Below are 26,465 nucleotides of genomic sequence, written 5' to 3' on the forward strand. Positions count from 1 at the left end.
TTTTGCTATGTTGAGCAGTTTTATTACAGGGCTAATAAGCCCTGTAATAATAAAAAACTATTCTAACGTTTTTCCTTTTGTTTCAGGAATTAAAAACATAAATGCAGCAGCGGATAATAGATAAGCTGCAGATAATAATGCTAGTGCATAGCTTATTGAATAAACTGTTGCTAAGTAAGCAATTAAGACTTGTGATACTCCAGCAATTCCTCGTCCAACATTAAAGATAATGTTTTCTGCACTTGAACGAGCATCTGTTGGGTAATGTTCAGCCAATAGTGCACCATATCCCCCCATCATGCCATTGACGAAAAAACCAATGACTGAACCAAATAAAATCAAAACGATCATATCGGTTTGTTGAAAGTAGAACCAGATAGATAACGCTGAAACTAATAAAAAGACAATATAAGCAGGACGGCGCCCAAATTTGTCACATAACCAACCAAAAATTAAAATGCCCAATGACATGCCGATGGTGGTTGATATTGTCCAAAACATGGTGTTTTTGAATGATAGACCTCGTTCGGTTGCGATCATGGTTGGCATCCATGTCATGATGCCATAAAAACCAAAATTTTGTACGGCACAAGCAATGGTTAATCCAACAGTTGTTGAGGATGTTTTGACATTTTTAAAAAGTTTTCCTAAGGCAATTTTATTTTTGTTTTGATCTTTTAACGTTTGCCAAATTTCAGGCTCTTTCAATCCTTTACGTGTCCAGGCAACAAACAAAGCAGGAAGTACACCGACAGCAAAAGCCCAACGCCAACCATGTGCTTCTCCAACAAAATTAACTGTTAAGGTTGCCAGTATAATGCCTAGCTGAAATCCTAACGCAACAATCGATGTTGCTCTTGAACGTTTATGCTTTGGCCAAGTTTCTGACACCAACGTCATGCCAATGCCAAATTCTCCACCTAGTCCAAGACCACTTAAAAAACGGAAAACTAAAAAGCTTTCATAATTTGGTGAAATAGCACACAGCCCGGTAAATACAGAAAATATGATAATTGTCCATGAAAAGACTTTAACACGCCCATATTTGTCTGCTAAGGTTCCAAAAAGAATTCCACCCAGTACAGCGCCTAATAATGTTACTGAAGTTAATGTTCCTAAATCGGTTTTGGTTAGATTAAAAGTTGCTTGAATTAGGGTAAAACAGACCCCTAAAATCATCATATCCAAACCATCTAATGCATAGCCGACTGTAGAGGCAAAAAGCGTTCTTTTTTGATAAGCTGTGGTGGAGCCAGTTTCACTTTCAGCTTGTTTAATAGGGTCTATCGCAGTTTTCATATTTACCTCTAATGATTGTGAATAGTGAGTTACTTATTTAAACTTTACCTTTTAAAATAGGTTGTAGGCTAATTCAATAAGGTCGTTTAAAAGCGGTGCAAAGTATATACTTAAAAACTTTAAAAATCCAAGCTAAAAGCCTTTACAATTGGTTATTTGCTAGAAAATAATCATTTCTTGTAAGTAACTTTATATATAAATATTAAAGGATGCATCAAATAGTGATAATTTTATTTTGTGTAAAGAATCGTGATAGGGTATAGATGATTTATTAAGTGAATCTTAGTTTCTAAATTTATATGATTGATAGCTAATTTCCGCTGAGTGTTTCCCAGCGGATAATCTTGACTAGTCTTCGATAAAATACCAATAGCCTTTGTTAACTAAGTCCAAAATGACCTTTAAAGTCGATTCATCTTCCAGTTGTTCATAATAAAGCTCTTCTTCTTGGCATAAAAGATCAATAACAGGCATCGGCAAATGGATTTTTTCACCATGAATATAGCCATAATCACCTACTTTTAGAATGCGTATGCTCGGTACTCGGCACAGATTATTAGTTTTTAAAAGCGAGACAAATTCATCAAATTGGTATGGTGGCTCGACAGGAACAATATTTAATTCATGCATTGGAATAGTAATGTGTTTACCAAACCAATCGTTAAAAAGTTTAGGTGTTCTAACCAATTCAATTATCTGGTTTTGTAATTTTTCTAATTCATAGGATTGTATTCGATAGGAATCTTTGGGTAATGTTAAATTGGGATCTTGATAAAATATACCATTCGGTAGGTTGTCGATAACATAATCGGCAAAACCACTTAATAGTTCTTGAGATGTTTGCGTTCTAAACCCGACAGAATAACTTAGCGATTCGCCAATTGAAACACCATTATGTGGAAAGCCTATTGGTATATATAGAATATCGCCTGCTGTAATTTCTTCATCAATGATAGGTTGATAGTTTTCAACATGAAGTAACGCTTTATGAGCACTAAATTGTTTATAATGCTCATTGCGGTCGCCAACCTGCCAACGTCGGCATCCTTTACCTTGAATGATAAATACATCATAGTTGTCAATATGAGGCCCCACGCCTGCTTTATCTGTTGCGTAAGAAATCATCAGATCTTCAAATTGCCATTGTGGCAGGCATTTGAAAGGTTCAACTAATGTAGCTGCTTGTTCATGCCAGTGGTCAACTGCTTGTACCAGCAAACTCCAATGGTTTTCATCTAAGTGGCTAAAGTCAATGAAAGGACCAAATTGGGCATCCCATTTCCCATTTTTGTTGGTGACTATTCGGCTATCAATCTCTTCTTCCATCGCTAAACCTGCAAGTTCTTCAGGTGTGATAGGATCAACAAAATGTTTAAAAGCATCACGTAAAATAACTGGCTTTTTTTGCCAATAATTCGTTAAAAAATCATCCCAATCTATGGTTAACTTATTACTCATGTAACGCCCCTTGTAAATTAAATAATTGACAAAAGTTATTCGTTGTTTGTCGTGCTATCTTGTCTATAGAAACACCTTTCAATACCGCTAAATAGTCAGCAATTTCACGAACATAAGCTGGCTGGTTTTCTTTCCCTCGATAGGGAACAGGTGCTAAATAAGGTGAATCGGTTTCAACTAAAATACGATCCATTGGGACATATCTGGCAACTTCACGTAATGATTCAGCATTCTTGAAGGTGATAATGCCCGAAAAAGAGATATAAAAACCGATATCTAGCAATTGTTTGGCCGTATCGATATCTTCGGTAAAACAGTGTAAGACCCCAGAGTGAACATGCTCATCTTTTAAGATTCTTAAGGTATCTTGGCGTGCATTGCGTGTATGAACGATGATAGGTTTATTGAGTTTACGACCTAACCGAATATGTTCTTTAAAGTTTGCTTGTTGTTGTTCAAGGTTATCTTGTTGATAGTAATAATCAAGCCCAGTTTCACCCAGCGCAATTACATTATCTTGGCTTGCCAATGCCTCAAAGCGATTGGCGTCATAGATCTCTTCTTCTATATTAAGAGGATGAATACCGCATGAAAATGAGCACTGTTTAGTATAGGGTTTTAAAAAATCTCTCATCGATTCATAGCCTGAAAGCGTGGTTGCTACACTTAAGCAGTGTTTAACATCGTGACGTATTGCGTCTTGCAATACGTCATCAATCGATTTGTTGCTAAAATCTAAGCTATCTAAATGGCAGTGAGAATCAATTAAATACATATAAAGCTCTTATTAATTATCTGAATGTTGTTCAAAATCACGAACAGGTTTTATGGTTGACCAAGAACGACAAGCAGGGCATAGCCAGTAAATCGAGTTGACCGTAAACCCACATTTAATACAGCGATAATTAGGGACGGTTTTGATCTGTTCGCCAACCATCTTACGTAAAAGTGAAAGACTTTCTTTTGCTCGACCTTCTTCGGCATCGGCTACGTGGTAATTCATCAATCGATAAAACCCTTTTAAATTAGGGTGTTTGAGTAATTCCCGATACATGTAGTTTTGAGCTGCATCAAGTCCACTTTGTTTTTCGACTATATCTGCAAGCATTAATTCAGCAACGTTGCCACTATCTTGATCAACGCATAATTGTAGAAATTGTTTAAACTGTTCGGGTTGATTTAATTCTAAATAACATGTTTTTAATAAAGGTAATGCCTCACCGATGAAGGCTTTATCTTGTGTTAAAATTTGTTTGAATGATTCAATGGCTTGTTCCTTCTTGTTTTGTCTCATTAATACCCGACCCAGCATGAGCGAGGTACGCGCACATTTTGCATCTGCGGCGGCTGATTTTTGTAACAAGTTATAAGCTTTTTCCATATCATCAGCAGACATAGCAATAGTGGCTAACTCGCAATAAAATTGCGCAATATCCGTTTTGTATTTAATGTTACCTAATCTGACTAATTTGGTGGCTGCATTAATCGCATTGATCCATTCACTGGTTGATTGATAGATGATAATCAATTGTTGTAGTGCATATTGTTGAAAATCATCTTCGTCAATTAATTGTAAAAACATTTCTTCGGCACGATCATAAAAACCAGCAACCATATAATCTCGCCCTAATTGCTGGATTGCTAAAAGGCGTTGTTCGAACGTCAATGCTGAACTTTCCATTAAAGATTGATGAATGCGTATCGCTCTATCAACTTCACCACGTGAGCGGAATAAATTTCCTAAAGTTAAATGAGCCTCAAGAGTGCTGTCATCTTCTTTTAACATATCCAAAAACAAATCAACAGCTTTATCTTTTTGATTTGATAAAAGAAAGTTTAAACCATCAACATATTCGCGCGATAGCCGGTTGGATTGGTTTAAATATTTTTGTTTTGCATTTCTGTCCCCCATATACCAACCGTAAGCGGCTGCAATAGGTAGTAACAGAAATAACAGTTCAAACATAATCGTCTATTCTTAATTAATTTTTGTTAATGTTGCTTTTTGATTCATTGCGATATCTTCATCATACTTTTTTTGTAATTTGTTTAGTTGGCGTTTAGTTGATGAGTGTTGTAATTTCGATTTCAAAAAGAAGTAACCCGTAACAAACCAACCTACCAGAAAACCACTGCCAAATAAGATTGCCAGCAGAACAGATAAGCGTAATTCTGATTTAGCAACTAAATAGTTAAATGTCACTACTTGATCATTGGCTGCACCTAAAGCAATAGACAATGCAAAAATAGCAATAATCAATATAATCGATAAAATTAATTTCATAATGTTGACCTTTCTTTTTTTAATACTTTTTATTCTTTATTGTTATCCATTTATTGGTTAAACAACCTGTTACCGATTTATTTGAAGGCATTAAATCGCTTAGTAACGCAAAAACTAGGTAAATGATTACGTTACTATATGCCATTTTTTAGCATAAAAATAGCAGATTAATGCAATACCCCAACCAATGATGACGGATAATATTAAATCTATAGGTGTATGCATACCGAGTAATAATCGACTTATTTCAATTAATACCGTCCATATCACAATCAAGGATATAAAAATATAATTACGCCTGAAGTTGAGTAGCACAATGGCTAAAAAAGCAAATGTTGCTGCAAATAGTGTATGACCAGAGGGAAAAGAATACCCTGTTTCATTTTGCCAGTGTTTGGATAACCAATTCGGTATTGTAGATGAATTGATTAATGATTCTTTGATAAAAGCGGCTCTTTCTGGCTTGGTTAATGAATAAAAATATTGGTCAGTTGTATTATGTTCTTTTGTTATCCATAAGACATAAGGTCTTGATTCTGCTGTTTGTGATTTTATGATAGATTTTATCACTTGTCCGCTGAGGACAGCACTCACGAGAACTAACCATACTAATACAATCTTTTTGAACTTTTTATCTGTTTTGCTGACTAGTAAAGCACAAAATAAAATGAAGTAAAATATTGATGTTATTATTGCCCATGGGTAACTTGCTGTTTCAGTAACCCAAAAAAAATATTCTGATTTATCGTTCAATGTGTCTGGTAGCCAATGCCAATTTATGACTATAATAAACAATGGTACGATTAAAAAAATAGCCAATGTAGCTATTGTTTTTTTTATAACTAACCCCATTTAAAAACTCAATTAAGCATATTGTGCTGTCTATTTTATCATAGATGTGGTTTATTTTTAATAGATTCTCGTTTATGTTATTCATTTAATACGGAGATAATAATGCAATTAAAACATGTCGCACAAGCGAAGCTACCAACACCATGGGGTTGTTTCACTATGGTAGGTTTTGAAGAAATTGCAACTGGCAAGGATCACGTCGCATTAGTGTTTGGTGACATTTCAAAGGCAACCTCTGTTTTAACCAGAGTGCATTCTGAGTGTTTAACGGGTGATGCGTTATTTAGTTTACGGTGTGATTGTGGTTTTCAATTAGAAGCAGCTTTAAAACAAATTGCGAAAGAAGGTCAAGGAATTTTAATCTATCATCGGCAAGAAGGGCGTAATATCGGTTTATTAAATAAAATTAGAGCTTATGCGCTGCAAGACCAAGGACTTGATACGGTGGAAGCAAATGAGCAGTTAGGATTTGCAGCTGACGAGCGTGATTTTAAACTTTGTGCTGATATGCTGACACTGCTTGGTGTATCACAAATTCGTTTATTGACGAATAATCCTGAAAAGATAAGAGTATTGGAGCAAGCTGGAATTCAAGTTACGGAAAGAGTTCCTTTGGAAGTGGGCGAGAATCCAAATAACGAACACTATTTAGAAACCAAGGCTAATAAAATGGGGCATTTGCTTCATCTTCATCACTGCGACCATTAAACACATTTAACATTATTGATGATTGATAAAATGTGACATAAAAATGGTCGACAATAATTAAAGCAAACGTAGTTGACATAATTAAACCTCAAAAAATAAGTGATGTTTTTCGAGGTTTTTTTAGATTTGCGTACTATTTTGTTATGCAATAGACATCAAGTATAGTGCTGGATTAATCACTATTAATAGCAGAATTAAAAAGTATTATTCCTTATCAATTCTTAGCTCACCACCATTTGCTAGCTGATCTTTGGATAATTCGTGCATAATAATTTGTACCGCTTCAGGCTTACAATTAAGCGTTTGAACAATCGCGTCCGTTATGCGTTTAGCCATTTCTCTTTTTTGTTCAATAGTACGACCTTCTAAAAAATCGATGGTTACATTTGGCATAACAAACTCCTAGTGACTCATTGTGGCAAGTTGAGCATCGGTTAAGGCAATATCTTGATTATGGCAAATACCGATACCTGAGTGAATAATCGTTTCAGCAATAGCCTTGGCTTCATCCAATGAATGCATTTTATACGTGCCACATTGGTATTCGTTTAATTCGGGTATCTGGTTTTGTGATTTTACATTGAGGACATCATGCATGGATTTTAGCCAAGCATCAACAACGAGCGATTCATCTGGTTGACCGATTAAACTCATGTAAAACCCTGTGCGACATCCCATAGGCGAGATATCAATAATTTCAACAGTATCACTGTTAAGATGATCGCGCATAAACCCTGCAAATAGGTGTTCTAAAGTATGTATCCCTTTTTCGGGTAATAAGGCTTGGTTGGGAATAGTAAAACGAAGATCAAAAACGGTAATGTTATCGCCTTTTGGCGTTACCATTGTCTTTGCAACGCGGACGAAAGGGGCTTTCATTTTAGTGTGATCAACTTTAAAACTATCTAATAATGGCATAAATTTCTCCTTGGTGTTGAGTTGCCAGTTATAGTATCTATAACTGGACAAGTCCAAACAATCTTATTCATTTAGCAAACTTAACATCGCTTGTTCATCAATGACTTTAATGCCAAGTTGTTGCGCTTTTTCTAGTTTTGAACCGGCAGATTCACCAGCAATCACCAGATCAGTATTCTTTGATACGCTTCCCGTTACTTTGGCACCAAGTTGTTTCAATTTATCTTTGGCTTCATCACGTGTTAAAACAGATAACGTTCCGGTTAAAACAATCGTTTTACCAGAAAATGGTGAATCGGTTGTCTTTGTTTGTGCTTGGGGATTGGTGTCTTGCCAATGAATACCAATGTCATCACTGGTTAACTGTTCTATTACGTCGCGGTTATGGGGTTCTTGGAAAAAATCAATGATGCTTTCCGCAATAACCACACCAATATCATTAACTAATTGTAGTTGTTCAAGTGATGCATTTTCAATTGCCGTTAAATTACCAAATTGGTTAGCTAAATTTTCAGCAGTCACTTCACCGACATTTGGTATACCAAGCGCAAAAATAAAGCGACTTAAAGTTGTATTTTTCGACGTATCAAGCGCAGCTAATAAATTTTTAGCCGATTTATCGCCTACTTTATCTAACGAACAGAGTAATGGTACCGTGAGTCTATAAAGATCTGCGGGTGTTTTAACATAATCTTTATCCACTAACTGTTCAATTAGCCTATCGCCCATGCCTTCCACATTCATGGCTCGACGGGATACAAAATGTTTAAGCGCTTCTTTGCGTTGTGCTGGACAAATAAGTCCGCCTGCACAGCGAGATACCGCTTGCCCTTCATCACGAACAATTAAAGAACCACAAATCGGGCAGTGGGTTGGAAAGATAATCGCTTTGGTGTCGGCTGGTCTTCGATCTAATATGACCGATACAATTTTAGGAATTACATCCCCTGCACGGCGTATAGAAACATAGTCACCTTCTCGAACACCTAATCGGGCGATTTCATCACTGTTATGCAAAGTTGCATTACTGACAATCACACCTGCAACAGACACCGGTTCTAGTCTTGCAACAGGCGTAATTGCGCCAGTTCTGCCGACTTGAAAGTCAACTTTATTTAATTGGGTGATTTCTTCTTGCGCAGGAAACTTAAACGCCGTTGCCCAACGAGGAGCACGGGCAACAAAGCCGAGTTCTTCCTGTAAAGCGATATTATTTACTTTTATCACCACACCGTCTATGTCAAAATCCAATGACATGCGCTCTTCACCAATTTGTTTAAAGTAATCTAAAGCAGCTTGCGCACCTTTTCGCACTTGAACTTTATCACTAACAGGTAATCCCCAAGTCTTAAGTTGCATTAAACGGTCATAATGGGTATCGGGCAGACTGGCACCTTCAATAACACCTAAACCATAACAGAAAAACGATAAAGGTCTTTTAGCTGTAATTTTCGGGTCTAATTGTCTTAGAGAGCCTGCGGCTGCATTACGAGGATTTGCAAAGACTTTTTCGTTTCGTTTTTCTGCTTCAGCATTGAGTTTAGCAAAGCCTTTATGGGACATGAACACTTCACCACGAACTTCTAAGCGTCTTGGTATCTGCTCTCCTCTTAAAACTAGTGGAATGGTTTTTATTGTTTTGACATTGGCGGTAATGTCTTCTCCTGTTGTGCCGTCTCCTCGGGTTGCGGCTTGCACAAATTGACCATTTTCATAAAGTAAACTTACCGCTAATCCATCTAATTTCAATTCACAACAATATTCTACTGGATCATTCTCTTTTAAGTGTAAGCGATCTTTCACTCTTTTATTGAAAGCAATAAAACTTGTCTCATCAAAAACATTATCTAAAGATAACATTGGTATTTGATGTTTTATTGAGGCAAATTGAGATAGGGGAGCACCGCCAACTCGTTGAGTAGGGGAGTCAGGGGTAATCAATTCGGGATGCTGCTGTTCAATAGTTTGAAGCTGTTTTATCAATTTGTCATATTCCGCATCCGGAATTTCAGGCGCATCTAAGACATAATAACAATATTCATGATGTCTTATCTTATCACGTAAAGATTGAACTTCAGTGAGGACTTTTTGTTGTGAATCATGGGTAAGGTTTTCGGGTAAATTAGATAGTGACATGTTAGTATGCTCTTGATTTAAATTAAGATTTTTAAATGTTATTAGACACCAATCAAGTATGAATGACTTGATTAAGTCAATATGTTTATCATGGTGAATCTAGTTAACAATCGGATCTGAATCTTTTTATTTCCCGTCCATTTACCACCAACTAATGTTGGTGGTAGCTGATAAAATTATTGTCATATTTTGATTATATTTCGTTGCATGCTTTTTTGATGCGTTCTTTGTAGCTATCGATTTTTTGTGGTGTTAGCATGTGTTGGGAATCATCTAAGACAACACCATTCACATCATCGGCTATACGTTGAGCTGTTTGTAACATAAGTTTGAAATTTTGCTGATTGTTTCCTTGTGTCGGTGCAATCATAAAAATTGAAACGCCAGGCGTGGTAAATTCGTGCATGGTTTCAGGATCCAAATAGCCTGGATTAACCATATTTGCTAGACTAAATAAAACAGGGCCGTTACCCGCAGGATCGACATGGCGATGAAAAATTCGCATATCACCAAATTGAAAACCTGATTGCATAATACTGGCAAGTAATACATCACCTTGTAATAATCTCCCATTAATGCCTGTAACATTTAGCACAATGATTTCTGTTTTATCTTCTTCTTCATGGTTGATGTTTACTTTTTCAGATTCATGATGGTTAGCTGAGGATTCAGCGTTTAAAACTTTGTTTTGCTCAACAGGTTCATCTTCATGAATTCCTTCATTTATTGTGATTGTTTCTGTTTTTTCAAGGTGACTTTCTGTTTCGACTTTTTCTTCTAATGGTTCATTTTCAAACAGATCCTGATTAAGATTAACAACTGGCTCAGGGATAGTATCTTCTTCTGGTTCGTCTATCGGTTGATGACTAAATAAATCCTCTTGCTGAGGAGAAGCTTCTTTTTCAATGATCTCAACGGCGTCAACATGCGGTGTCGTTGTTTTTTTATTTTTGGGGTTAATCAGTATTACATCATCTTCTTCTATTTCATCCATATAAATGTCTGTTTGCTGTTGAGCAATAGGGTTAATATTCCTTTTTTTATCTGAATTAAACAGAGAAGAACGTTCCTTTTTATTAATCCATAATCCATGTATCAATAATGCAATAATGACCAAGGATGCAATAACAATCAGAACAATACGTAAATTATCCATAATAACCATCTCAGAATTAAATTAAATAAAGACTCAAATCACTCAATAAAAGAATCGAATGAAGTGATTACGGAGTACCACAATGTAAAATAATTACTTTTTCTTTGCAAATTAAAAAAAATTCAATTGATTGTCAGTACATAAACGCCTTTGATTGAATCATTTTATCAAGCCTAATTTTTTCGCACTAAAAATCAATAAGCATATATTACTTTATTTCTGCCAATAATCATAATTATCGGTATATATTTTTTTATTAATAATGTTAGATTTTAATTTTTAGAACTCTGTGCTATTAACCTGTAAAGATACTTACAATTTATGCATATTTTTTGTAAAATCATCGGTTACTTTTAAATAAGATTTATAATTATTAAAAATAACAATTTTGTTGATTGAGGTCAATTTTATATGAGATTTAACAAGCTATTACTCACCATTCCGGTAGCGCTCACCAGCTTATTTTTACTGTCAAGCTGCGATGATAACAAATCACAAGGCGGTAATAATCAGATACCAAAAGTTACGGTGTTTAAAGTAGAGCCATTGAATTACACCTTAAAGATTGGTTTACCTGGTCGAGTTGTCGCTTCGCAAATTGCTGAAATTAGACCTCAAGTAAGTGGTATTGTTTTAAAACGAGAATTTGAAGAAAGTTCAAATGTAAAAGCAGGGCAATCACTTTATCAAATCGATCCGGCTATTTATCAAGCTAATTATGACAGTGCTGTTGCAAGTGTAGCTAGCGCAAAAGCTAATGCGAATATTGCCCAACTGACTTTAAAACGCTATGCAGGCTTATTAAAGACCAAATCCATTAGTCAGCAAGATTATGATAAAGCGGCGGCAGATGCTCAGCAGGCAGAAGCTAGTGTACTTGTTGCTCAAGCAGCTGAACATACCGCTAAAGTTAATTTAGATTATACTAAAGTATATTCCCCTATTGATGGCTATATTGGTAAATCGAGTGTCACTGAAGGTGCATTAGTTTCAGCAGGTCAAGCGACAGCGTTAGCATTAGTTCAAAAACTTGATCCTATTTATGTTGATATGACTGAAGCAGCAACGCGTTACAATAAATATAATCAAGATCAAAACGTGATTTTTGAACCAGCGCAAGGAAATAATGTTGAACTTTATTTTAATGACGGTTCGAAATATGACGTAGCAGGGAGTATCAAATTTTCTGATATGACAGTGAATGAAACGACAGGTACTGTTACCCTTAGATCAGAATTTCCAAATCAAGATGGCAAAATTTTGCCCGGTATGTTTGTCAAACCTCAATTGACTTTAGGTTATATTAAAAATGCAAAACTTGTTCCTCAACAAGGTATTACGAGTAATGGTAAAGGCCAATATACAGCAAAAATCCTAAAACCAGATAATACGATTGAATATCGTCAAGGTATTCAAGTTTATACTGGTATCAATGGTTATTGGGTAGTGACGAAAGGTATTGATATTGGTGAACAAGTTATCACTACGGGTTTACTTAATTTAACGGCAGTTGAAATGGGTAAACCAATGACAGGCCAAATTGTTGGTGAACCAGCTACTCTTACTCAAGAACAGTTAGATAATATCATCAAAAACAGCGTGAAATAAAACAGGGGTAGATTTAATTATGGCTAAGTTTTTTATTGATAGACCTGTTTTTGCATGGGTAATAGCTATCATGATGATGCTAGGCGGGGCACTATGTATCAAACTGCTAGCAGTTGAACAATACCCTGATATTGCTCCTCCTGCTGTTACTGTTTCAGCGGCTTATCCTGGTGCAGATGCACAAACTATTGAAAACACCGTTACACAGTTAATCGAACAAAATCTGACTGGGATAGATAATTTAATCTATATGAAATCAACCAGTAGTGCGCAAGGTGTTGTTCAAACTACATTGACTTTTGCACCGGGAACGAATCCTGATTTTGCGCAAGTGCAAGTGTTAAATAAAGTTGAAAGTATTAAGTCTCGTTTACCTGAAAGTGTTCAAAAAAATGGTGTTTCAGTTGCTAAAAATAACACTAACTTCCTAAAAGTTATTGGTTTTTACTCAACGAACCCCCAAAAGACTCAAGCAGATATTGCTGACTTTATTTATTCTACTGTTCAAGATCCGATTCGTCGTGTTCAAGGTGTTGGTGATACCACTTTATTTGGCTCAGAATATGCGATGCGTATTTGGCTTGACCCAAATAAACTCAATTATTTCAACATGTCAATTGAAGAGATTATTGCAGCAATTCAAGCACAAAACGCTCAAGTGACAGCAGGGCAATTAGGTGCATTACCTTCAACTGAAGGTCAGGAACTTAATGCAACGATAACGGCTCAATCTCGTTTAAAAACACCGGAACAATTTCAAAATATTTTAGTTCGGGTCAATACCGACGGTTCTAATATTTTATTAAAAGATGTTGCTAACGTTGAAATTGGTGCATCTGATTATAATTTTATTTCTCGCTATGACGGTAAAGCATCAGCTGGTTTAGCTATTTATCTGGCAACTGGCGCAAACCAATTAGATACCTCTGAATTAGTCGATAAAAAAATCGAAGAGTTATCGGCAATCTTCCCGGAAGATATTAAATTTGCTTATCCTTACGATACAACACCATTTGTTAAATTATCTATCAGTAATGTTGTGCATACTCTGATTGAAGCAATTATATTAGTTGTTATCGTCATGTATATATTTTTGCAAAATCTTCGTTCAACTCTCATACCAACCATTACTGTTCCGGTTGTATTGTTAGGAACATTTGCAATCTTGTACATTTGTGGATTTACCATAAATACGTTATCGATGTTTGCTATGGTGTTAGCAATCGGGTTACTGGTGGATGATGCTATCGTCGTTATCGAAAACGTTGAGCGTATCATGCATGATGAAGGATTGTCCCCGTATGATGCAACAGTGAAATCAATGGAACAGATAACTTCTGCTTTAATTGGTATTGCCGTTGTATTATCTGCTGTGTTTGTACCTATGGCATTTTATGGTGGTGCTGCTGGGGGAATTTATCGTCAATTCTCAATTACCATAGTTACCTCGATGTCATTGTCAGTGATTATGGCAATCGTTTTAACGCCTGCACTTTGTGCTCAGATATTAAAAGCACCATCAAAAAGTAAAAACAAAAAATCAACGTTTTGGGAAAAATTACTTGCGATTCCACCATTTAGCTGGTGTGACAAAGGAACCAAACTATTCTTTAGAGCGTTTAATAAATTTTATGACAAAGGACTGCATACTTATGAGAAAGGCGTAATTAAAGTAATACGTTATCCATTAATTGCCTTTGTTTGTTATGTCGTTATCATTGTTGGATTAATATTTGGATTTAACCGCTTACCAACAGGGTTTTTACCTAATGAAGATCAGGGTGTATTGATTGTCATGGTCGAATTACCACCCGGATCAACATTAGAACAAACTATGTCAGTATTGAATAAAACAACTCAGTTTTATATGGAAAAGAAAGCTGATTCTGTTAAAGAAGTCTTTACTGTTGCAGGGTTTAGTATGGTAGGTCGTGGACAAAATATGGGGCTTGGATTTGTTCGCCTAAAAGATTGGGATGAGCGTAAACGCCCTGATCAAAAAGTGGATGCTTTAGTTGGCAGTGGTTGGGGCTTTGCCTCTACCATTACTGAAGGTCGAGTGATAATTGCCAACTTACCCGCAGTTCCGTCTTTAGGGATGGCTAATGGTTTCTCCTATATGCTTAAAGACACATCAGGACAAGGGCATGAAGCTTTAATGGGTGCTTTTTATCAAATCTTAGGGCAAGCATCGAAAAGACCTGAACTTCAACAAGTGCGTCCGGGCAGTATGTTAGATGTTCCTCAGTATAAAATTAATGTGGATTTCGAAACAGCTCAAGCGCTTGGTGTTTCTGTCAGTAGCGTCAATACAGTATTATCTACCGCATTAGGTTCTGCTTATATTGATGACTTTGTCTATAATAACCGAGTCAAAAAAGTGTACCTTCAATCTGAAGCGGCTTATCGAATGTTACCTGATGATTTTAGTTATTGGCATGTAAAAAATCAAAAAGGTCAAATGGTTCCTTATGATGCATTTGCGACTACTTCAAAAAGTTATGGTTCACCATCGCTTGTTCGTTATGATGGTGTTGCTGCAATGGGAATTAGTGGATCTGCTGCGCCGGGCTTAAGTTCTGGTCAAGCTATGGCAATAATGGAACAACTATCAAAAGACTTACCAAAAGGCTTTACGTTTGACTGGACCGATATTTCTTATCAAGAACGTCAAACAGGATCCCAAACAACGACACTTTATATTATCTCTATCATTGTCGTGTTCTTGGCATTAGCTGCATTATACGAAAGTTGGAGTGTACCAATTTCAATACTATTTGTGATTCCACTTGGTATTTTAGGAACGGTGGTTGCAACAATGTTTAGAGGGCTTGATAATGATATTTACTTTATCGTCGGTCTATTAACTACAATGGGACTGTCTGCGAAAAATGCGATATTGATTGTTGAATTTGCAAAAGATGCTTTAGAAAAAGAAGGTAAATCGCTGATTGATGCAACACTAGAAGCTTGTCGATTACGTTTACGCCCAATTTTAATGACATCGTTCGCCTTTATTTTAGGGGTGTTACCTTTAGCATTAAATAGTGGTGCAGGTTCAGCAAGCCAAAACGCGGTAGGTACAGGGGTAATTGGTGGTATGTTAACAGCAACATTCTTAGCGATATTTTATGTACCATTATTCTTCTTATTTATTACTAAAATGTTTACTAAACATAAAAATAAGGTCGTTTTACCACGTAATTTTTCGCACAACACTGACCAAAAATAGTGACTTGAAAAATTGAAAAGCATATCTTAGCACCAGCTAGGATGTGCTAAAAAAGTCGAAATCTTATTAATAAGATAACCAACAAAAAGCACGATTCTATCGTGCTTTTTTATTGAGTTTTTAATCTTATCCTCATCAAAATATGATCTCATTGTAAATAACAAGGTAAAAAATTGATCCAAGGATTGAATAGCATTGTCGGTTTACTATTGATATCTAGGTGCATGAGGTTATTATTTAAGTTAGCTGATTGTACTATTTTGCAAGGGCAATGTAGGATAATTAAGATTATTTAATAGATTTGACTAGATGTCGACTCATATGGGCATGAGTAATTGCGATAGCTAATGCATCAGCAGCATCAGCTTGTGGACTGGCAGGTAATTTTAACAAAAGTTTGACCATATGTTGAACTTGCTTTTTATCGGCTGCCCCTGTGCCTACTACACTTTGTTTTACTAAACGAGCCGCATATTCAAAAACAGGTAAATCGTTGTTGACTGCAGCAACTATAGCTGAGCCTCTAGCTTGCCCTAACTTTAAAGCTGAATCGGCATTACGTGCCATAAAGACTTGTTCGATAGCGAACATATCCGGTTGGAATTGTAAGATGATTTCGCTAACGCCTGCATAAATGCGTTTTAATCGAGTTGGTAAATCATCGACGGCTGTACGAATACAACCACTACCAAGATAGGTTAATTGTCGTCCTGTTTGACGAATTACACCGTAACCCGTCAAACGAGAACCAGGATCTATGCCAAGAATGATAGACATTAAAGTGCGGCAGCAACTTCGTCCGAAACTTCACCGTTATGGTATACTTCTTGAACATCATCACAATCTTCAAGCATGTCGATCAAACGTAATAATTTTGGTGCAGAATCAATATCAAGATCCACTTTGGTCGCAGGAATCATTGAGACTTCAGCTGATTCAGCAACTAAACCTGCTGCATCAAGTGCATCTTTTACTTCACCAAATGATTCTGGGGTGGTAAAGACATCAATTGCACCATCATCATAAGTGACAACATCATCAGCTCCAGCTTCTAAAGCTGCATCCATTACTTTGTCTTCATCTGTACCCGTAGGATAAGAAATAACGCCTTTTTTGGTAAATAAGTAGGATACAGAACCGTCAGTACCTAAATTACCCCCAGTTTTGGTGAAAGCGTGACGTACTTCTGATACGGTACGATTACGGTTATCACTTAGGCATTCAACCATGACGGCAGTACCTGCAGGACCATAACCTTCGTAGATGATGGTTTCCATATCACTATCATCTTCACCACCTACACCACGCGCAATAGCACGATTCATGGTATCGCGTGTCATATTATTTGATAGTGCTTTATCCATTGCTGCACGTAAACGAGGATTTGACGCTGGATCGCCACCACCTAGTTTGGCTGCCGTTACAAGTTCTCGAATAATTTTAGTAAAAATTTTACCACGTTTAGCATCTTGCGCCGCTTTACGATGTTTGGTATTGGCCCACTTACTATGACCTGCCATAGAATTCTCCAGATTAGATAATTTAAAAATCAGCGTATTTTAACAAACATTTGTTTAAAATTCATTATCAATATGTGTATTGATTTTTAATCCGTATGATTTTTTATTGTTATAAAAACAAAAAAGCACCTAATAAACAGGTGCTTTTTTTGCATGTAATAAGCTTATCAATAACAGTTCGATTAGCTCATTCCATATTGTTTTAATTTTTTACGTAGTGTACCACGGTTAATACCGAGCATATTAGCCGCTCGAGTTTGATTACCACGTGTATATTGCATAACCATATCAAGGAATGGGTGTTCAACTTCAGCTAACACTAATTCATATAGATCATTAGGATCTTCACCATTAAGTTGTGATAAATAGTTTTTTAAAGCTTGCTTGACAGAATCTCGCAAAGGTTTTTGTGTTATTTGGTCTTGAGAGTTTACAGTTGTAAATTTTAGTGCTGCAGCTGTAACGCGTTGTTCTGACATAGTATTCTTAACTCTTTTTGTTGTTTCTAATTTGACTAAAAAATGCTTTTAGTGTTCTAGCTTGCTCACTTGTGGTGCTAAGTACACTAAATAAGCGCCTAAAATGATCGCTATCAGCATAATTCTTGGTATACCAATTTACATGCTTTCTGGCAATCCGTAATCCTTTGTATTCTCCGTAAAATTGATAAAGCTCTTCAAGGTGCGTAAAAACGATTTGTTCAACCTCATCAACTGTCTTTTCTTTTTGTAACTTTCCATGTGTTAAATAGAATGCAATTTCTTCAAATATCCAAGGTCGCCCTTGTGCCGCTCGGCCGATCATTATAGCATCAGCTTGCGTATATTGAAAAACATCTTTTGCCTGTTCAGGGGTACAAATATCACCATTAGCAATGACGGGAATGGATACCTTTTTTTTCACTGCTTTAATTGATTCATATTCAGCTACACCCTTAAATAGACATTCACGGGTGCGCCCGTGAATAGTAATCGCCTTTACGCCACAATCCTGCGCAATTTGTGCGATTTCAATGCAATTTCTATGATTTTTATCCCATCCAGTCCGCATTTTTAATGTTACTGGCACATCAACAGCACCAACAACTTTTTGCAAAATCTGTTCAATTAATTGCGGGTACTGCATTAAAGCAGAACCTGCCAATTTTTTATTAACCTTTTTTGCAGGGCATCCCATGTTAATGTCAATTAACTCAGCCCCATGTTTGGCATTAAATTCTGCCGCTTTAGCCATTTCGTCAGGATCGGCGCCAACTATTTGTACTGCGCGAATGCCTAAATCTTGCGTTGAGACCATTCTTAATGCAGATTTATCTGTTTGCCAAACATCTGAATTAGCTAAAAACATCTCTGAAATAGTCATACCAGCACCAAACTGGTAGCATAAATTTCGAAATGGTCTGTCACTAATTCCTGCCATTGGTGCGGCGATTAAATTATTTCTTAATGTGACCTTACCAATGCTTAGTAATTTAAGGTCGGCTATATTACGCATTTTTTCTCGAACTTAAAAGGGGGTAATGTCATTTTTTTACTTTTTTTTGCCAGTAATTCGACACCATTCTTCTTGCTCAGCGACAGGATCAAGGTCAAAATGGGGTTGGTAAGCGGTACAGACGCTTTGAGATTGAGAGGTTAAAATACCTGATAATCCTAGTAATCCATCTTTTTTAATCAGACTACTGATATTCGGCTCGAGCTCTTTTAATGGTCCAGCTAAAATGTTGGCGACTAAAACATCAGCTTGTAAATTATCAGGAATATCTTTAGTTAAATAAAGTTCAATGTCATGACTTACATTGTTACGTTCTGCATTATCTCGGCTAGCTTGAATAGCTTGAGGATCAATGTCAATGCCGATGACACGTTTTGCACCCAGTTTTAGCGCAGCAATCGCCAAAATTCCAGAGCCACAACCATAATCAATCACTAATTTATTTTTTAAGTCCAAACTATCAAGCCATTTAAGACATAACGCAGTGGTAGGGTGGGTACCTGTTCCAAAAGCTAAGCCAGGATCTAACATCACATTGATTGCACTAGGATCGGGAACTGGGCGCCAACTTGGACAAATCCATAAGCGTTGACCAAATTGCATAGGATGAAAATTGTCCATCCACTCACGTTCCCAATCTTTATCTTCTAATTGTTCGAATTTATAAGAATATTGATCAAGATTTAATATTGCTTTCAATTCATCTAAATCAGTTTGAGCATCGTAAAGCCCAATTACATCTGTATTACCCCAAAGTTTTGTTTCACCGGGTAAGGGTTCATACACAGGCGTATCATAGGTATCTTGAAATGTAACAGATAACGCCCCTGATTCTTCCAAAAGCTCACTTATTGGTTCAGCAAGATCATTTGTTGTATTAATTTTGAGTTGAATCCAAGGCATAATTTTTCCTTAAGTTACCAAATATATTGGCGATGATAAAAACAACCAATCCAATAATTAATGAAGGAACAATTGGATGGAAAGAATAAATTTTAATGTCATAAGCGGCTAAAAAGGTATAACTAATGGCTCCTGCAAACATTGAACATAATGCGCCAGTTGCATTAGCTTTCTTCCAATATAAGCCAAGTACCAAAGGCCATAAAAATACCGCTTCCAGCCCACCAAAAGCAAGTAAATTTAACCAAATTATCATATCTGGTGGATTCCAAGCTGCTAAAATGAGCAATGCGCCAAAAATAAAGGTAATGATAACGGATATTCGCGTTAAGGTTTTGTCACTGCATTTTGTTTCAGGTTTTATGCTTAAAAATAGATCTTTTATAATTACTGAAGAGACTTGTAACAGTTGCGCGTTAATGGTTGACATAATCGCAGCCAAAGGCGCAGCTAAAAAGATGCCCGCTGCAAGTGGCGACATCACCTTAATAATTAAAGTTGGGACAATTTGATCGGGAATGGTTAAATCATCAATAATTGCTCGCCCAAGTGCGCCAGAAAGGTGCATAGTTAACATAATAACGGTGACAACGATTGTACCGATAATGATGCCTCGATGTACCGCTTTACTGTCTTTATAAGCCATACAACGTACTGCTGTATGCGGTAAACCAACCACACCAAAACAGACTAAAATCCAGAATGATGCCATAAATGGAAAGTCCATAAAATTGCCAGGACCTTGTGGGGTTAATAACGCAGGATCGATTTCTTTTAAACGTTCAACAATAGCTGTTAATCCACCACCAGCATAAATAATGGCGGTTAAAAGTAATATTGAGCCAATGATCATCACTAAACCTTGGAAAGCATCGTTTAAGATACTTGCTCGAAATCCACCAAATGCGGTATATATCACTGTACCAATACCGAAAATAAGTAGACCAACTTTATAAGGTATGCCTACTGAAGATTCTAATAAACGGGCACCGCCGACAAACTGGACAGTCATTGCACCGACAAAAGCAACCACTAAAGCTATACTGGCAAACCAGACAATGGTTTTACTTTTATAATGAGCATAGAGCATATCACTTAATGTGATAGCATTATACTTGCGCGCTAAAATGGCAAATTTTTTACCCAAAATTCCCAGAGATAGCAAGACAGTAGGGACTTGAATCATAGACAGCAATACCCAGCCTAGTCCGTATTTATAAGCAGCACCTGGCCCCCCTATAAACGAGCTGGCACTGATGTAAGTTGCAGCCAGTGTCATGGCGAGCAAAAATCCCCCCATTGTTCGATTACCAATAAAGTAATCGGTAAATTGATTGACTTTTTTGCGTTTAACATAAGCATAGATAGATAAAGCAAACACAAAAATAAGATAGATGACTAGTGGTAATATAATATCTAAATGCATTGTTTGATCACTTAGTTTGTTCTAATGAGATGTTTTTGAAATGAAATTTTACAACGATCCAGCATAATAAAATAAACCCGACAGGTACCATAATGCAGGATAATTCAAACCATAATGGAAGACCCAAAAAGCCAGTTTTATCGTCAGCGCCGTAAGCACAAACAATCCAGCCAAGAAGATAAATAATTGTTAATAACAGTGAAAGCTTAGCTTCTTTATTTGCTTGCTTATATCGTGTATCCATATTGAATAATTTATCAATAATTAAATAGTGGCTTAGAGTAAAAGAAAGCATTACATTTAGCAAGTATATTGCATTTTATGCAATATGATTTTTTAAATATATCAATTTTCGCAACAATTAAATTCGGCTATAGTGTTGGACAATTCGATTATGACAAATAAATTAATGGAGATCCCAATGTCAAACTATTTTAATACCCTGAATTTACGTGAAAAATTACACCAACTTGGTCAATGCCGTTTTATGGCTCGTGATGAATTTGCATCAGAAGCCGATTTTCTAAAAGGCAAAAAAATTGTAATAGTAGGATGCGGTGCACAAGGTTTGAATCAAGGTTTAAATATGCGAGATTCAGGACTTGATATCGCCTATGCTTTACGTAAAGAAGCGATTGCAGAAAAGCGTCCTTCATGGAAAAAAGCAACTGAAAATGGATTTAAAGTAGGCAGTTATGAAGAGTTAATTCCTACTGCAGATTTAGTGATTAATCTAACACCTGACAAACAACACTCAGCGGTAGTAAAAGCAGTACAACCATTGATGAAACAGGGAGCCGCTTTAGGTTATTCTCATGGTTTTAATATTGTTGAAGTTGGCGAAAAAATTCGTCCTGATATCACAGTTGTCATGGTAGCACCGAAGTGTCCGGGTACCGAAGTACGTGAAGAGTATAAACGAGGATTTGGTGTTCCGACTTTGATCGCTGTGCACCCTGAAAATGATCCTAAAGGTGAAGGTTTAGCTATTGCTAAAGCATGGGCGGCGGCTACCGGTGGACATCGTGCTGGTGTTTTACAGTCATCATTTGTTGCTGAAGTTAAATCTGATCTTATGGGAGAACAAACGATCCTTTGCGGTATGCTGCAAACAGGGTCATTACTTTGTTTTGATAAACTTGTGGCTGATGGTGTTGATCCGGCTTATGCATGTAAATTATTACAATTTGGTTGGGAAACTATTACCGAAGCATTGAAACAAGGTGGTATTACCTTAATGATGGATCGCTTGTCGAATCCGGCTAAGCTACGTGCTAATGCATTAGCAAAAGAATTAAAAGTGATCATGACCGATCTTTATCGTAAACATATGGATGATATTATTTCGGGTGAGTTTTCAGCAACCATGATGAAAGACTGGGCAAATGATGATGCAAACTTATTAAAATGGCGTAAAGAAACCGGTGAAACAGCCTTTGAAAAAGCCGCTGAATACCAAGGTAAAATTGATGAACAAGCCTATTTTGATCAGGGTGTCGTCATGGTTGCTATGGTAAAAGCAGGGGTTGAACTTGCTTTTGAAACTATGCTTGAATCTGGCATTTTAGCTGAGTCTGCTTATTATGAATCCTTACATGAGCTTCCTTTAATCGCCAATACGATTGCCCGTAAGCGTTTATACGAAATGAATGTGGTGATATCTGATACTGCTGAATATGGTAATTATCTTTTCGCTAATGCAGCGATCCCATTATTAAAAGAAAAATTTATGCCAATGTTACAATCAGGGGATCTTGGTAAAGCGATCCCAGAAGGTAGCGTTGATAATGCGCAATTACGAGATGTAAATGATGAAATTCGTCATCATCCAATTGAGATTATTGGCCGTAAATTAAGAAGCTATATGACTGATATGAAACGTATCAATGTTGCTAGTTAATCAATAAATTAGCCAAATTGGCTTGGTCGCAAAAAGGTGCTTAATTGCACCTTTTTTTATGGATAAATGTTAGAAAAAATAGCGGGTTTGTTTAAGTTAAATTTTAGTATTAAATTTGATGTGATCTTAAAGGATCGAAAATAGGATCAAAAGGATCTAACTTAGATCCTTTTGATCTTGATAATGGATCACTAAAATTTTTAAAAATTATATAATTAAATAAATTTTATTTTACTTTTTTATTTATTTTTTACCTAAATTATGTTATCTTTTATGCAATTTTTTAATTTTATGGAGGGATAACATATCAATGAAAATTGCTTTTCGACCGACAGATTGTTGGCGTTGGTATTTTGATAATCAATATGATAGTTTGATGCTAGAAGTATCAAACGATATGTTATTTCGTTCATGTTATTCAAGTAAAATGTTAATTCCTGATGTTTTTAGGGAATTTCCATTTTCAGTGAGTGATGCAACATCCTATTATCAATTTTATGATAGTTGTCAAATATTGGCATTAACTGACTCGCAAAAAATTGAATTATCCATTAATGCCATTGTTGCGGCTAATTTCATTAAACCTCAAATGCCAAAAAGTTGGTATTTTTGCCAACAACCTAAGCTATATCGCCCTAAATTAGCGGACATAGTTGAAGTCAGCATGCAAGAGGGCGAACAACGGGTTTTTTTATTAGTTGTTGAAGCGGGTGAAAATGCTTCACTGTGTATTATTGCTCAACCTACATTTGTGGCAATGAATAAAACATTTTATTTTTCTGAAGCAATTAAGGTAATGAATGATAGACTCGCACCAATCCAAAAAAATGTTATGGATGAGAGTTCGTTGACAGACCTTAAGTTAGAAGCCATTTCGTAAATAATTCCATTCCAATCTGACTATTGTCATGTCAGTAAGACTTCATTTCGATTTGTTGATTTTGTTATTTACAACAATTTGTGAAGCAGGCAATGCATTAAGTTGTTTAATCGATGACTTAAACGGCTTTTCGTGACTGTATCGCAGTTGAATGCTTTAAAACTAAATACAAATGTTTTAAAGGACAGCATTTAGCATCAACGGTTTTAAAATGAAGCCACATTACATTATTAGCGTATTGATTGGCTGGCTAACTTGTTATCTTAGAGGGTGTGATAATTTATTAAGTGTCAATCAACCATTCTAATCAATAATTAACGATTTATTATTGATAAATCAGGATACTATAACCGACGATTATTGGGGTTTTTTTATTAATTCAATGTTGATATCACCCTCAGGTATGCAACTACAAGCTAAAATATGGTGGTTACGTTTTATTGCTGATTGAGTAAGAGGATTCACTTTTCCTTCTTTTAATACCACTGCACATTTTCCACAAATTCCAACTCTGCATGAATAAGGGATAGTAATATTATGCTGTTCCAATTGTTCTAAAATAGTCTGTTGCTGATTTCCTTTAATTGTATTGTTCTCAAAAGTAATATTACACTGTTTGTGGTTAAACTGATTATTTTCGGGAAAAGATTTAATATACTTTTTGGCCGGTTGCCTTTCGATTATCTCAACAGGATCATCAATTGATATTGATCCGACATTGCGAGCTATCATATTCATACCAAAATCTATTTCCCCTTGTTCATCAGTACGAAAATGGCGGAGCGTATTAAGTGGTTCATTATTTGCTAACGGCTTTGCTGTATTAATATTAAAAGTAGTAAGTACACAGCGACTACACGGTTTAACGATATCAAAAATGACATCGCCAATTTTGATTGTTTTCCAGCCATCTTCGGCAAAAGGAAGGGCACCTTGAATGATGATATTGCTTCGAAACTGCTGAATATCGAGTTTTTCCGAGCATCTTTGTTGTAAATGATTGAATGATGCTTCATTTAATAGTAGATAAGGATAGCCATCTGCAAAGCTCACCGGTGTTTGAGGATATCGTTTTGTTCGTCTTGTCAAATTAGTGCCAATCCAACGCAGTTGCACATTTTTTTGAAGAATGTGACTAAAAAATTGGTTTAGTCTGATTGGTGCAATATGAGAGGTAAAATGGTTACCCCAAACCTCGGTTGGTTCATTAGTTTCAATAAATTCATCAAATTGAATCGCAATTGATTCGTTATTTAACGTTGAAACAACAATACTGTTGTTAACAATAGCTGTTTTTAGTTTTAAAAGCTCAGGAAATTGTCTTGCAGTGATAAATGTTCCATCGGGTTCACTAATCATCAATACACGATCATATTTGAATCCTCCTTTAACGACCTCCGATATATTGAGGGGAATACCGGCAAGCGATTTAATCGGATAGATAAATAATTGGCTGACAGTGATCATAATAAATTAAATGATGAGTAAACGTGATCTTAATTGTAAACTGAATTCATCGTAATTTATAGGCAGTAGATAGTACGTCTATAAATAATCGATTGACTACATAGGGAGATCTTGTAGAACTTTAGCATATTTTTCTATATACCCTCTAAACATTTCGGCTCTGGTATTAAGTATAAAAACGAAATGCCCATTAGTGATTAATGTATAAGGTGTTTTCATCAATTCACATTCGTCAATAGTACGATTACAAAAAAGTTGTTTCTGCAATAGTTTACTATATTTTTCAGCTTCATTTTTAGAATCAAATGGTAAAATGATAACAGAAAAATCAGGATAGTAATGACCGTTAATAGGTGTCTTACTTTTGAATTTAAAACTTTTTAGACCCGATCCATTAAATGAATAATATTGCTTAGAATTCTCATTATAGAAGCTAATTGGATCGAATTCATCGTCTGATTGCAAATAAAATCCATCTTTATCCATTATAGTAAAAAGAGGATTTAGTTTGGCAAATTCAACATGATCAAATTCTAAAGTCAATTCATTATTTGATAATAACGTTTTTGTATCATTAGGTTGAACAAAATAATAAGAAATTATTATCAGTAATAGGATTAAAAAAAGTACGCATTGAAAAAACAAAATTTTACTTCTTTTCATACCAATCATCTACTTCCTTTATGATTAAATTATTAAAATATTATGTCATTGCAGTATAGCTAATTTCTAGGATAAAAAAATAAGTTTTACCACTGGGTGTCATTACTGATATTTCATCGTCAACTTTATGACCAATTAACGCTCTGGCAACAGGACTATTAATAGAAATCCAATTTTTTTTAGGATCAAATTCATCGGCTCCTACAACGCGGTAAATTTGTATGTGACCTGATTCATCTTCCAGTTTGACCCAAGCACCAAAAAAAACTTTGCCTTCTTGCCTTGGGTCAGGATCGACAATCGTTAATATTTCTAGGCGTTTTGTTAAAAATCGTACTCGTCTGTCAATTTCACGCAATCGTCGTTTTCCATAAATATATTCTGCATTTTCACTACGATCGCCAAGGGCTGCCGCATCAGAAACAGCTTGAGTAACACGAGGTCTTTCTTCTTTCCATAAATATTTCAATTCACGATCGAGTGCCAAGTAGCCCTCTCTTGTTATATAATTAGCTTTTTGCATAATAAGTTTACATTCCGTTAATCGACGAGATATACAGA

General features: G+C 35.9%; 25 protein-coding genes. 5 read left to right on the top strand and 20 right to left on the bottom strand.

Annotated features, from left to right (window positions below):
* Window positions 1-57 precede the first annotated feature (57 nt).
* The 6 genes from A9G10_RS01090 to A9G10_RS01115 all read right to left on the bottom strand — a co-directional run bounded on the left by A9G10_RS01090 (window position 58) and on the right by A9G10_RS01115 (window position 5,893).
* On the bottom strand, window positions 58-1,299 hold the full coding sequence (locus A9G10_RS01090; protein WP_065557859.1) for an MFS transporter: 1,242 nt from the start codon (window positions 1,297-1,299) through the stop codon (window positions 58-60).
* 348 nt (window positions 1,300-1,647) lie between these two features.
* Window positions 1,648-2,757: a ribosomal protein uL16 3-hydroxylase gene (locus tag A9G10_RS01095; protein ID WP_065557860.1), complete on the bottom strand. Its 1,110-nt coding sequence runs from the start codon at window positions 2,755-2,757 to the stop codon at window positions 1,648-1,650.
* Window positions 2,750-3,532 carry a YchF/TatD family DNA exonuclease gene (locus A9G10_RS01100; RefSeq protein ID WP_065557861.1) on the bottom strand — a complete coding sequence of 261 codons (783 nt, stop codon included), beginning with the start codon at window positions 3,530-3,532 and terminating at the stop codon, window positions 2,750-2,752. The genes A9G10_RS01095 and A9G10_RS01100 overlap by 8 nt, the downstream gene beginning before the upstream one ends.
* A gap of 12 nt (window positions 3,533-3,544) precedes the next feature.
* The gene (gene lapB, locus A9G10_RS01105) at window positions 3,545-4,723 is read right to left on the bottom strand and encodes a lipopolysaccharide assembly protein LapB (protein WP_065557862.1); all 1,179 of its coding nucleotides are present in this window, start codon (window positions 4,721-4,723) and stop codon (window positions 3,545-3,547) included.
* Between the two features lie 12 nt (window positions 4,724-4,735).
* Window positions 4,736-5,041: a LapA family protein gene (locus A9G10_RS01110; RefSeq protein WP_065557863.1), complete on the bottom strand. Its 306-nt coding sequence runs from the start codon at window positions 5,039-5,041 to the stop codon at window positions 4,736-4,738.
* Between the two features lie 126 nt (window positions 5,042-5,167).
* Window positions 5,168-5,893 (bottom strand): phosphatase PAP2 family protein, encoded by a 726-nt coding sequence (locus A9G10_RS01115; protein ID WP_065557864.1) that lies wholly within the window; start codon window positions 5,891-5,893, stop codon window positions 5,168-5,170.
* Window positions 5,894-5,995: 102 nt separating this feature from the next.
* Here A9G10_RS01115 and ribA point away from each other — a divergent pair, with 102 nt between their 5' ends.
* Window positions 5,996-6,601, top strand: coding sequence for a GTP cyclohydrolase II (gene ribA / locus A9G10_RS01120; RefSeq protein ID WP_065557865.1), 606 nt, complete (start codon window positions 5,996-5,998; stop codon window positions 6,599-6,601).
* A 204-nt stretch (window positions 6,602-6,805) separates the two neighbouring features.
* Here the strand turns inward: ribA and A9G10_RS01125 are convergent, their stop codons facing one another.
* The 4 genes from A9G10_RS01125 to zipA all read right to left on the bottom strand — a co-directional run bounded on the left by A9G10_RS01125 (window position 6,806) and on the right by zipA (window position 10,811).
* Window positions 6,806-6,994 (bottom strand): 2-hydroxymuconate tautomerase, encoded by a 189-nt coding sequence (locus A9G10_RS01125; protein WP_065557866.1) that lies wholly within the window; start codon window positions 6,992-6,994, stop codon window positions 6,806-6,808.
* 9 nt (window positions 6,995-7,003) lie between these two features.
* Window positions 7,004-7,519 (bottom strand): S-ribosylhomocysteine lyase, encoded by a 516-nt coding sequence (luxS, locus tag A9G10_RS01130; protein ID WP_065557867.1) that lies wholly within the window; start codon window positions 7,517-7,519, stop codon window positions 7,004-7,006.
* A gap of 63 nt (window positions 7,520-7,582) precedes the next feature.
* Complete coding sequence (ligA, locus tag A9G10_RS01135) at window positions 7,583-9,655, bottom strand: NAD-dependent DNA ligase LigA (RefSeq protein WP_065557868.1); 2,073 nt, start codon at window positions 9,653-9,655, stop codon at window positions 7,583-7,585.
* 193 nt (window positions 9,656-9,848) lie between these two features.
* Window positions 9,849-10,811: a cell division protein ZipA gene (gene zipA / locus A9G10_RS01140; protein ID WP_179855793.1), complete on the bottom strand. Its 963-nt coding sequence runs from the start codon at window positions 10,809-10,811 to the stop codon at window positions 9,849-9,851.
* Window positions 10,812-11,222: 411 nt separating this feature from the next.
* Between zipA and A9G10_RS01145 the strand changes: the two genes are divergently transcribed.
* Both A9G10_RS01145 and A9G10_RS01150 read left to right on the top strand, forming a co-directional pair.
* Window positions 11,223-12,419, top strand: coding sequence for an efflux RND transporter periplasmic adaptor subunit (locus A9G10_RS01145; protein ID WP_065557870.1), 1,197 nt, complete (start codon window positions 11,223-11,225; stop codon window positions 12,417-12,419).
* A 19-nt stretch (window positions 12,420-12,438) separates the two neighbouring features.
* Window positions 12,439-15,651, top strand: coding sequence for an efflux RND transporter permease subunit (locus tag A9G10_RS01150; RefSeq protein WP_065557871.1), 3,213 nt, complete (start codon window positions 12,439-12,441; stop codon window positions 15,649-15,651).
* Between the two features lie 288 nt (window positions 15,652-15,939).
* Here A9G10_RS01150 and ruvC read toward each other — a convergent pair whose 3' ends face one another.
* From ruvC to A9G10_RS01185, 7 genes are all read right to left on the bottom strand, one after another.
* On the bottom strand, window positions 15,940-16,428 hold the full coding sequence (gene ruvC, locus A9G10_RS01155) for a crossover junction endodeoxyribonuclease RuvC (protein ID WP_065557872.1): 489 nt from the start codon (window positions 16,426-16,428) through the stop codon (window positions 15,940-15,942).
* On the bottom strand, window positions 16,428-17,171 hold the full coding sequence (locus tag A9G10_RS01160; protein WP_065557873.1) for a YebC/PmpR family DNA-binding transcriptional regulator: 744 nt from the start codon (window positions 17,169-17,171) through the stop codon (window positions 16,428-16,430). The genes ruvC and A9G10_RS01160 overlap by 1 nt, the downstream gene beginning before the upstream one ends.
* Window positions 17,172-17,353: 182 nt before the next feature.
* The gene (fis, locus tag A9G10_RS01165; RefSeq protein ID WP_025315996.1) at window positions 17,354-17,650 is read right to left on the bottom strand and encodes a DNA-binding transcriptional regulator Fis; all 297 of its coding nucleotides are present in this window, start codon (window positions 17,648-17,650) and stop codon (window positions 17,354-17,356) included.
* Window positions 17,651-17,657: 7 nt separating this feature from the next.
* Window positions 17,658-18,665, bottom strand: coding sequence for a tRNA dihydrouridine synthase DusB (gene dusB / locus A9G10_RS01170; RefSeq protein WP_065557874.1), 1,008 nt, complete (start codon window positions 18,663-18,665; stop codon window positions 17,658-17,660).
* 36 nt (window positions 18,666-18,701) lie between these two features.
* Window positions 18,702-19,568 carry a 50S ribosomal protein L11 methyltransferase gene (prmA, locus tag A9G10_RS01175; RefSeq protein ID WP_065557875.1) on the bottom strand — a complete coding sequence of 289 codons (867 nt, stop codon included), beginning with the start codon at window positions 19,566-19,568 and terminating at the stop codon, window positions 18,702-18,704.
* Complete coding sequence (panF, locus tag A9G10_RS01180) at window positions 19,543-20,994, bottom strand: sodium/pantothenate symporter (RefSeq protein ID WP_065557876.1); 1,452 nt, start codon at window positions 20,992-20,994, stop codon at window positions 19,543-19,545. The genes prmA and panF overlap by 26 nt, the downstream gene beginning before the upstream one ends.
* 7 nt (window positions 20,995-21,001) lie before the next feature.
* Window positions 21,002-21,289, bottom strand: coding sequence for a YhdT family protein (locus tag A9G10_RS01185; RefSeq protein WP_257006705.1), 288 nt, complete (start codon window positions 21,287-21,289; stop codon window positions 21,002-21,004).
* A gap of 126 nt (window positions 21,290-21,415) precedes the next feature.
* On the opposite strand from A9G10_RS01185, the gene ilvC reads away from it, so the two are divergent.
* Together ilvC and A9G10_RS01195 are read left to right on the top strand one after the other, a co-directional pair.
* Window positions 21,416-22,894 carry a ketol-acid reductoisomerase gene (ilvC, locus tag A9G10_RS01190; RefSeq protein ID WP_065557877.1) on the top strand — a complete coding sequence of 493 codons (1,479 nt, stop codon included), beginning with the start codon at window positions 21,416-21,418 and terminating at the stop codon, window positions 22,892-22,894.
* Window positions 22,895-23,204: 310 nt separating this feature from the next.
* Window positions 23,205-23,774, top strand: a complete 570-nt coding sequence (locus tag A9G10_RS01195; protein ID WP_065557878.1) for a cell division protein ZapC — start codon at window positions 23,205-23,207, stop codon at window positions 23,772-23,774.
* Window positions 23,775-24,131: 357 nt separating this feature from the next.
* On the opposite strand, the gene A9G10_RS01200 is transcribed toward A9G10_RS01195, so the two are convergent.
* From A9G10_RS01200 to greB, 3 genes are all read right to left on the bottom strand, one after another.
* Window positions 24,132-25,241, bottom strand: a complete 1,110-nt coding sequence (locus A9G10_RS01200) for a YcbX family protein (protein ID WP_065557879.1) — start codon at window positions 25,239-25,241, stop codon at window positions 24,132-24,134.
* A 96-nt stretch (window positions 25,242-25,337) separates the two neighbouring features.
* A complete protein-coding gene (locus tag A9G10_RS01205) occupies window positions 25,338-25,913 on the bottom strand; it encodes a hypothetical protein (protein WP_065557880.1) in 576 nt (191 codons plus the stop codon).
* 31 nt (window positions 25,914-25,944) lie between these two features.
* Window positions 25,945-26,427 carry a transcription elongation factor GreB gene (gene greB, locus A9G10_RS01210; protein WP_065557881.1) on the bottom strand — a complete coding sequence of 161 codons (483 nt, stop codon included), beginning with the start codon at window positions 26,425-26,427 and terminating at the stop codon, window positions 25,945-25,947.
* Window positions 26,428-26,465 lie beyond the last annotated feature (38 nt).

The sequence above is a fragment of the Gilliamella sp. wkB308 genome (assembly GCF_001690185.1).
In the GTDB taxonomy this organism is placed as follows: domain Bacteria; phylum Pseudomonadota; class Gammaproteobacteria; order Enterobacterales; family Orbaceae; genus Gilliamella; species Gilliamella apicola_I.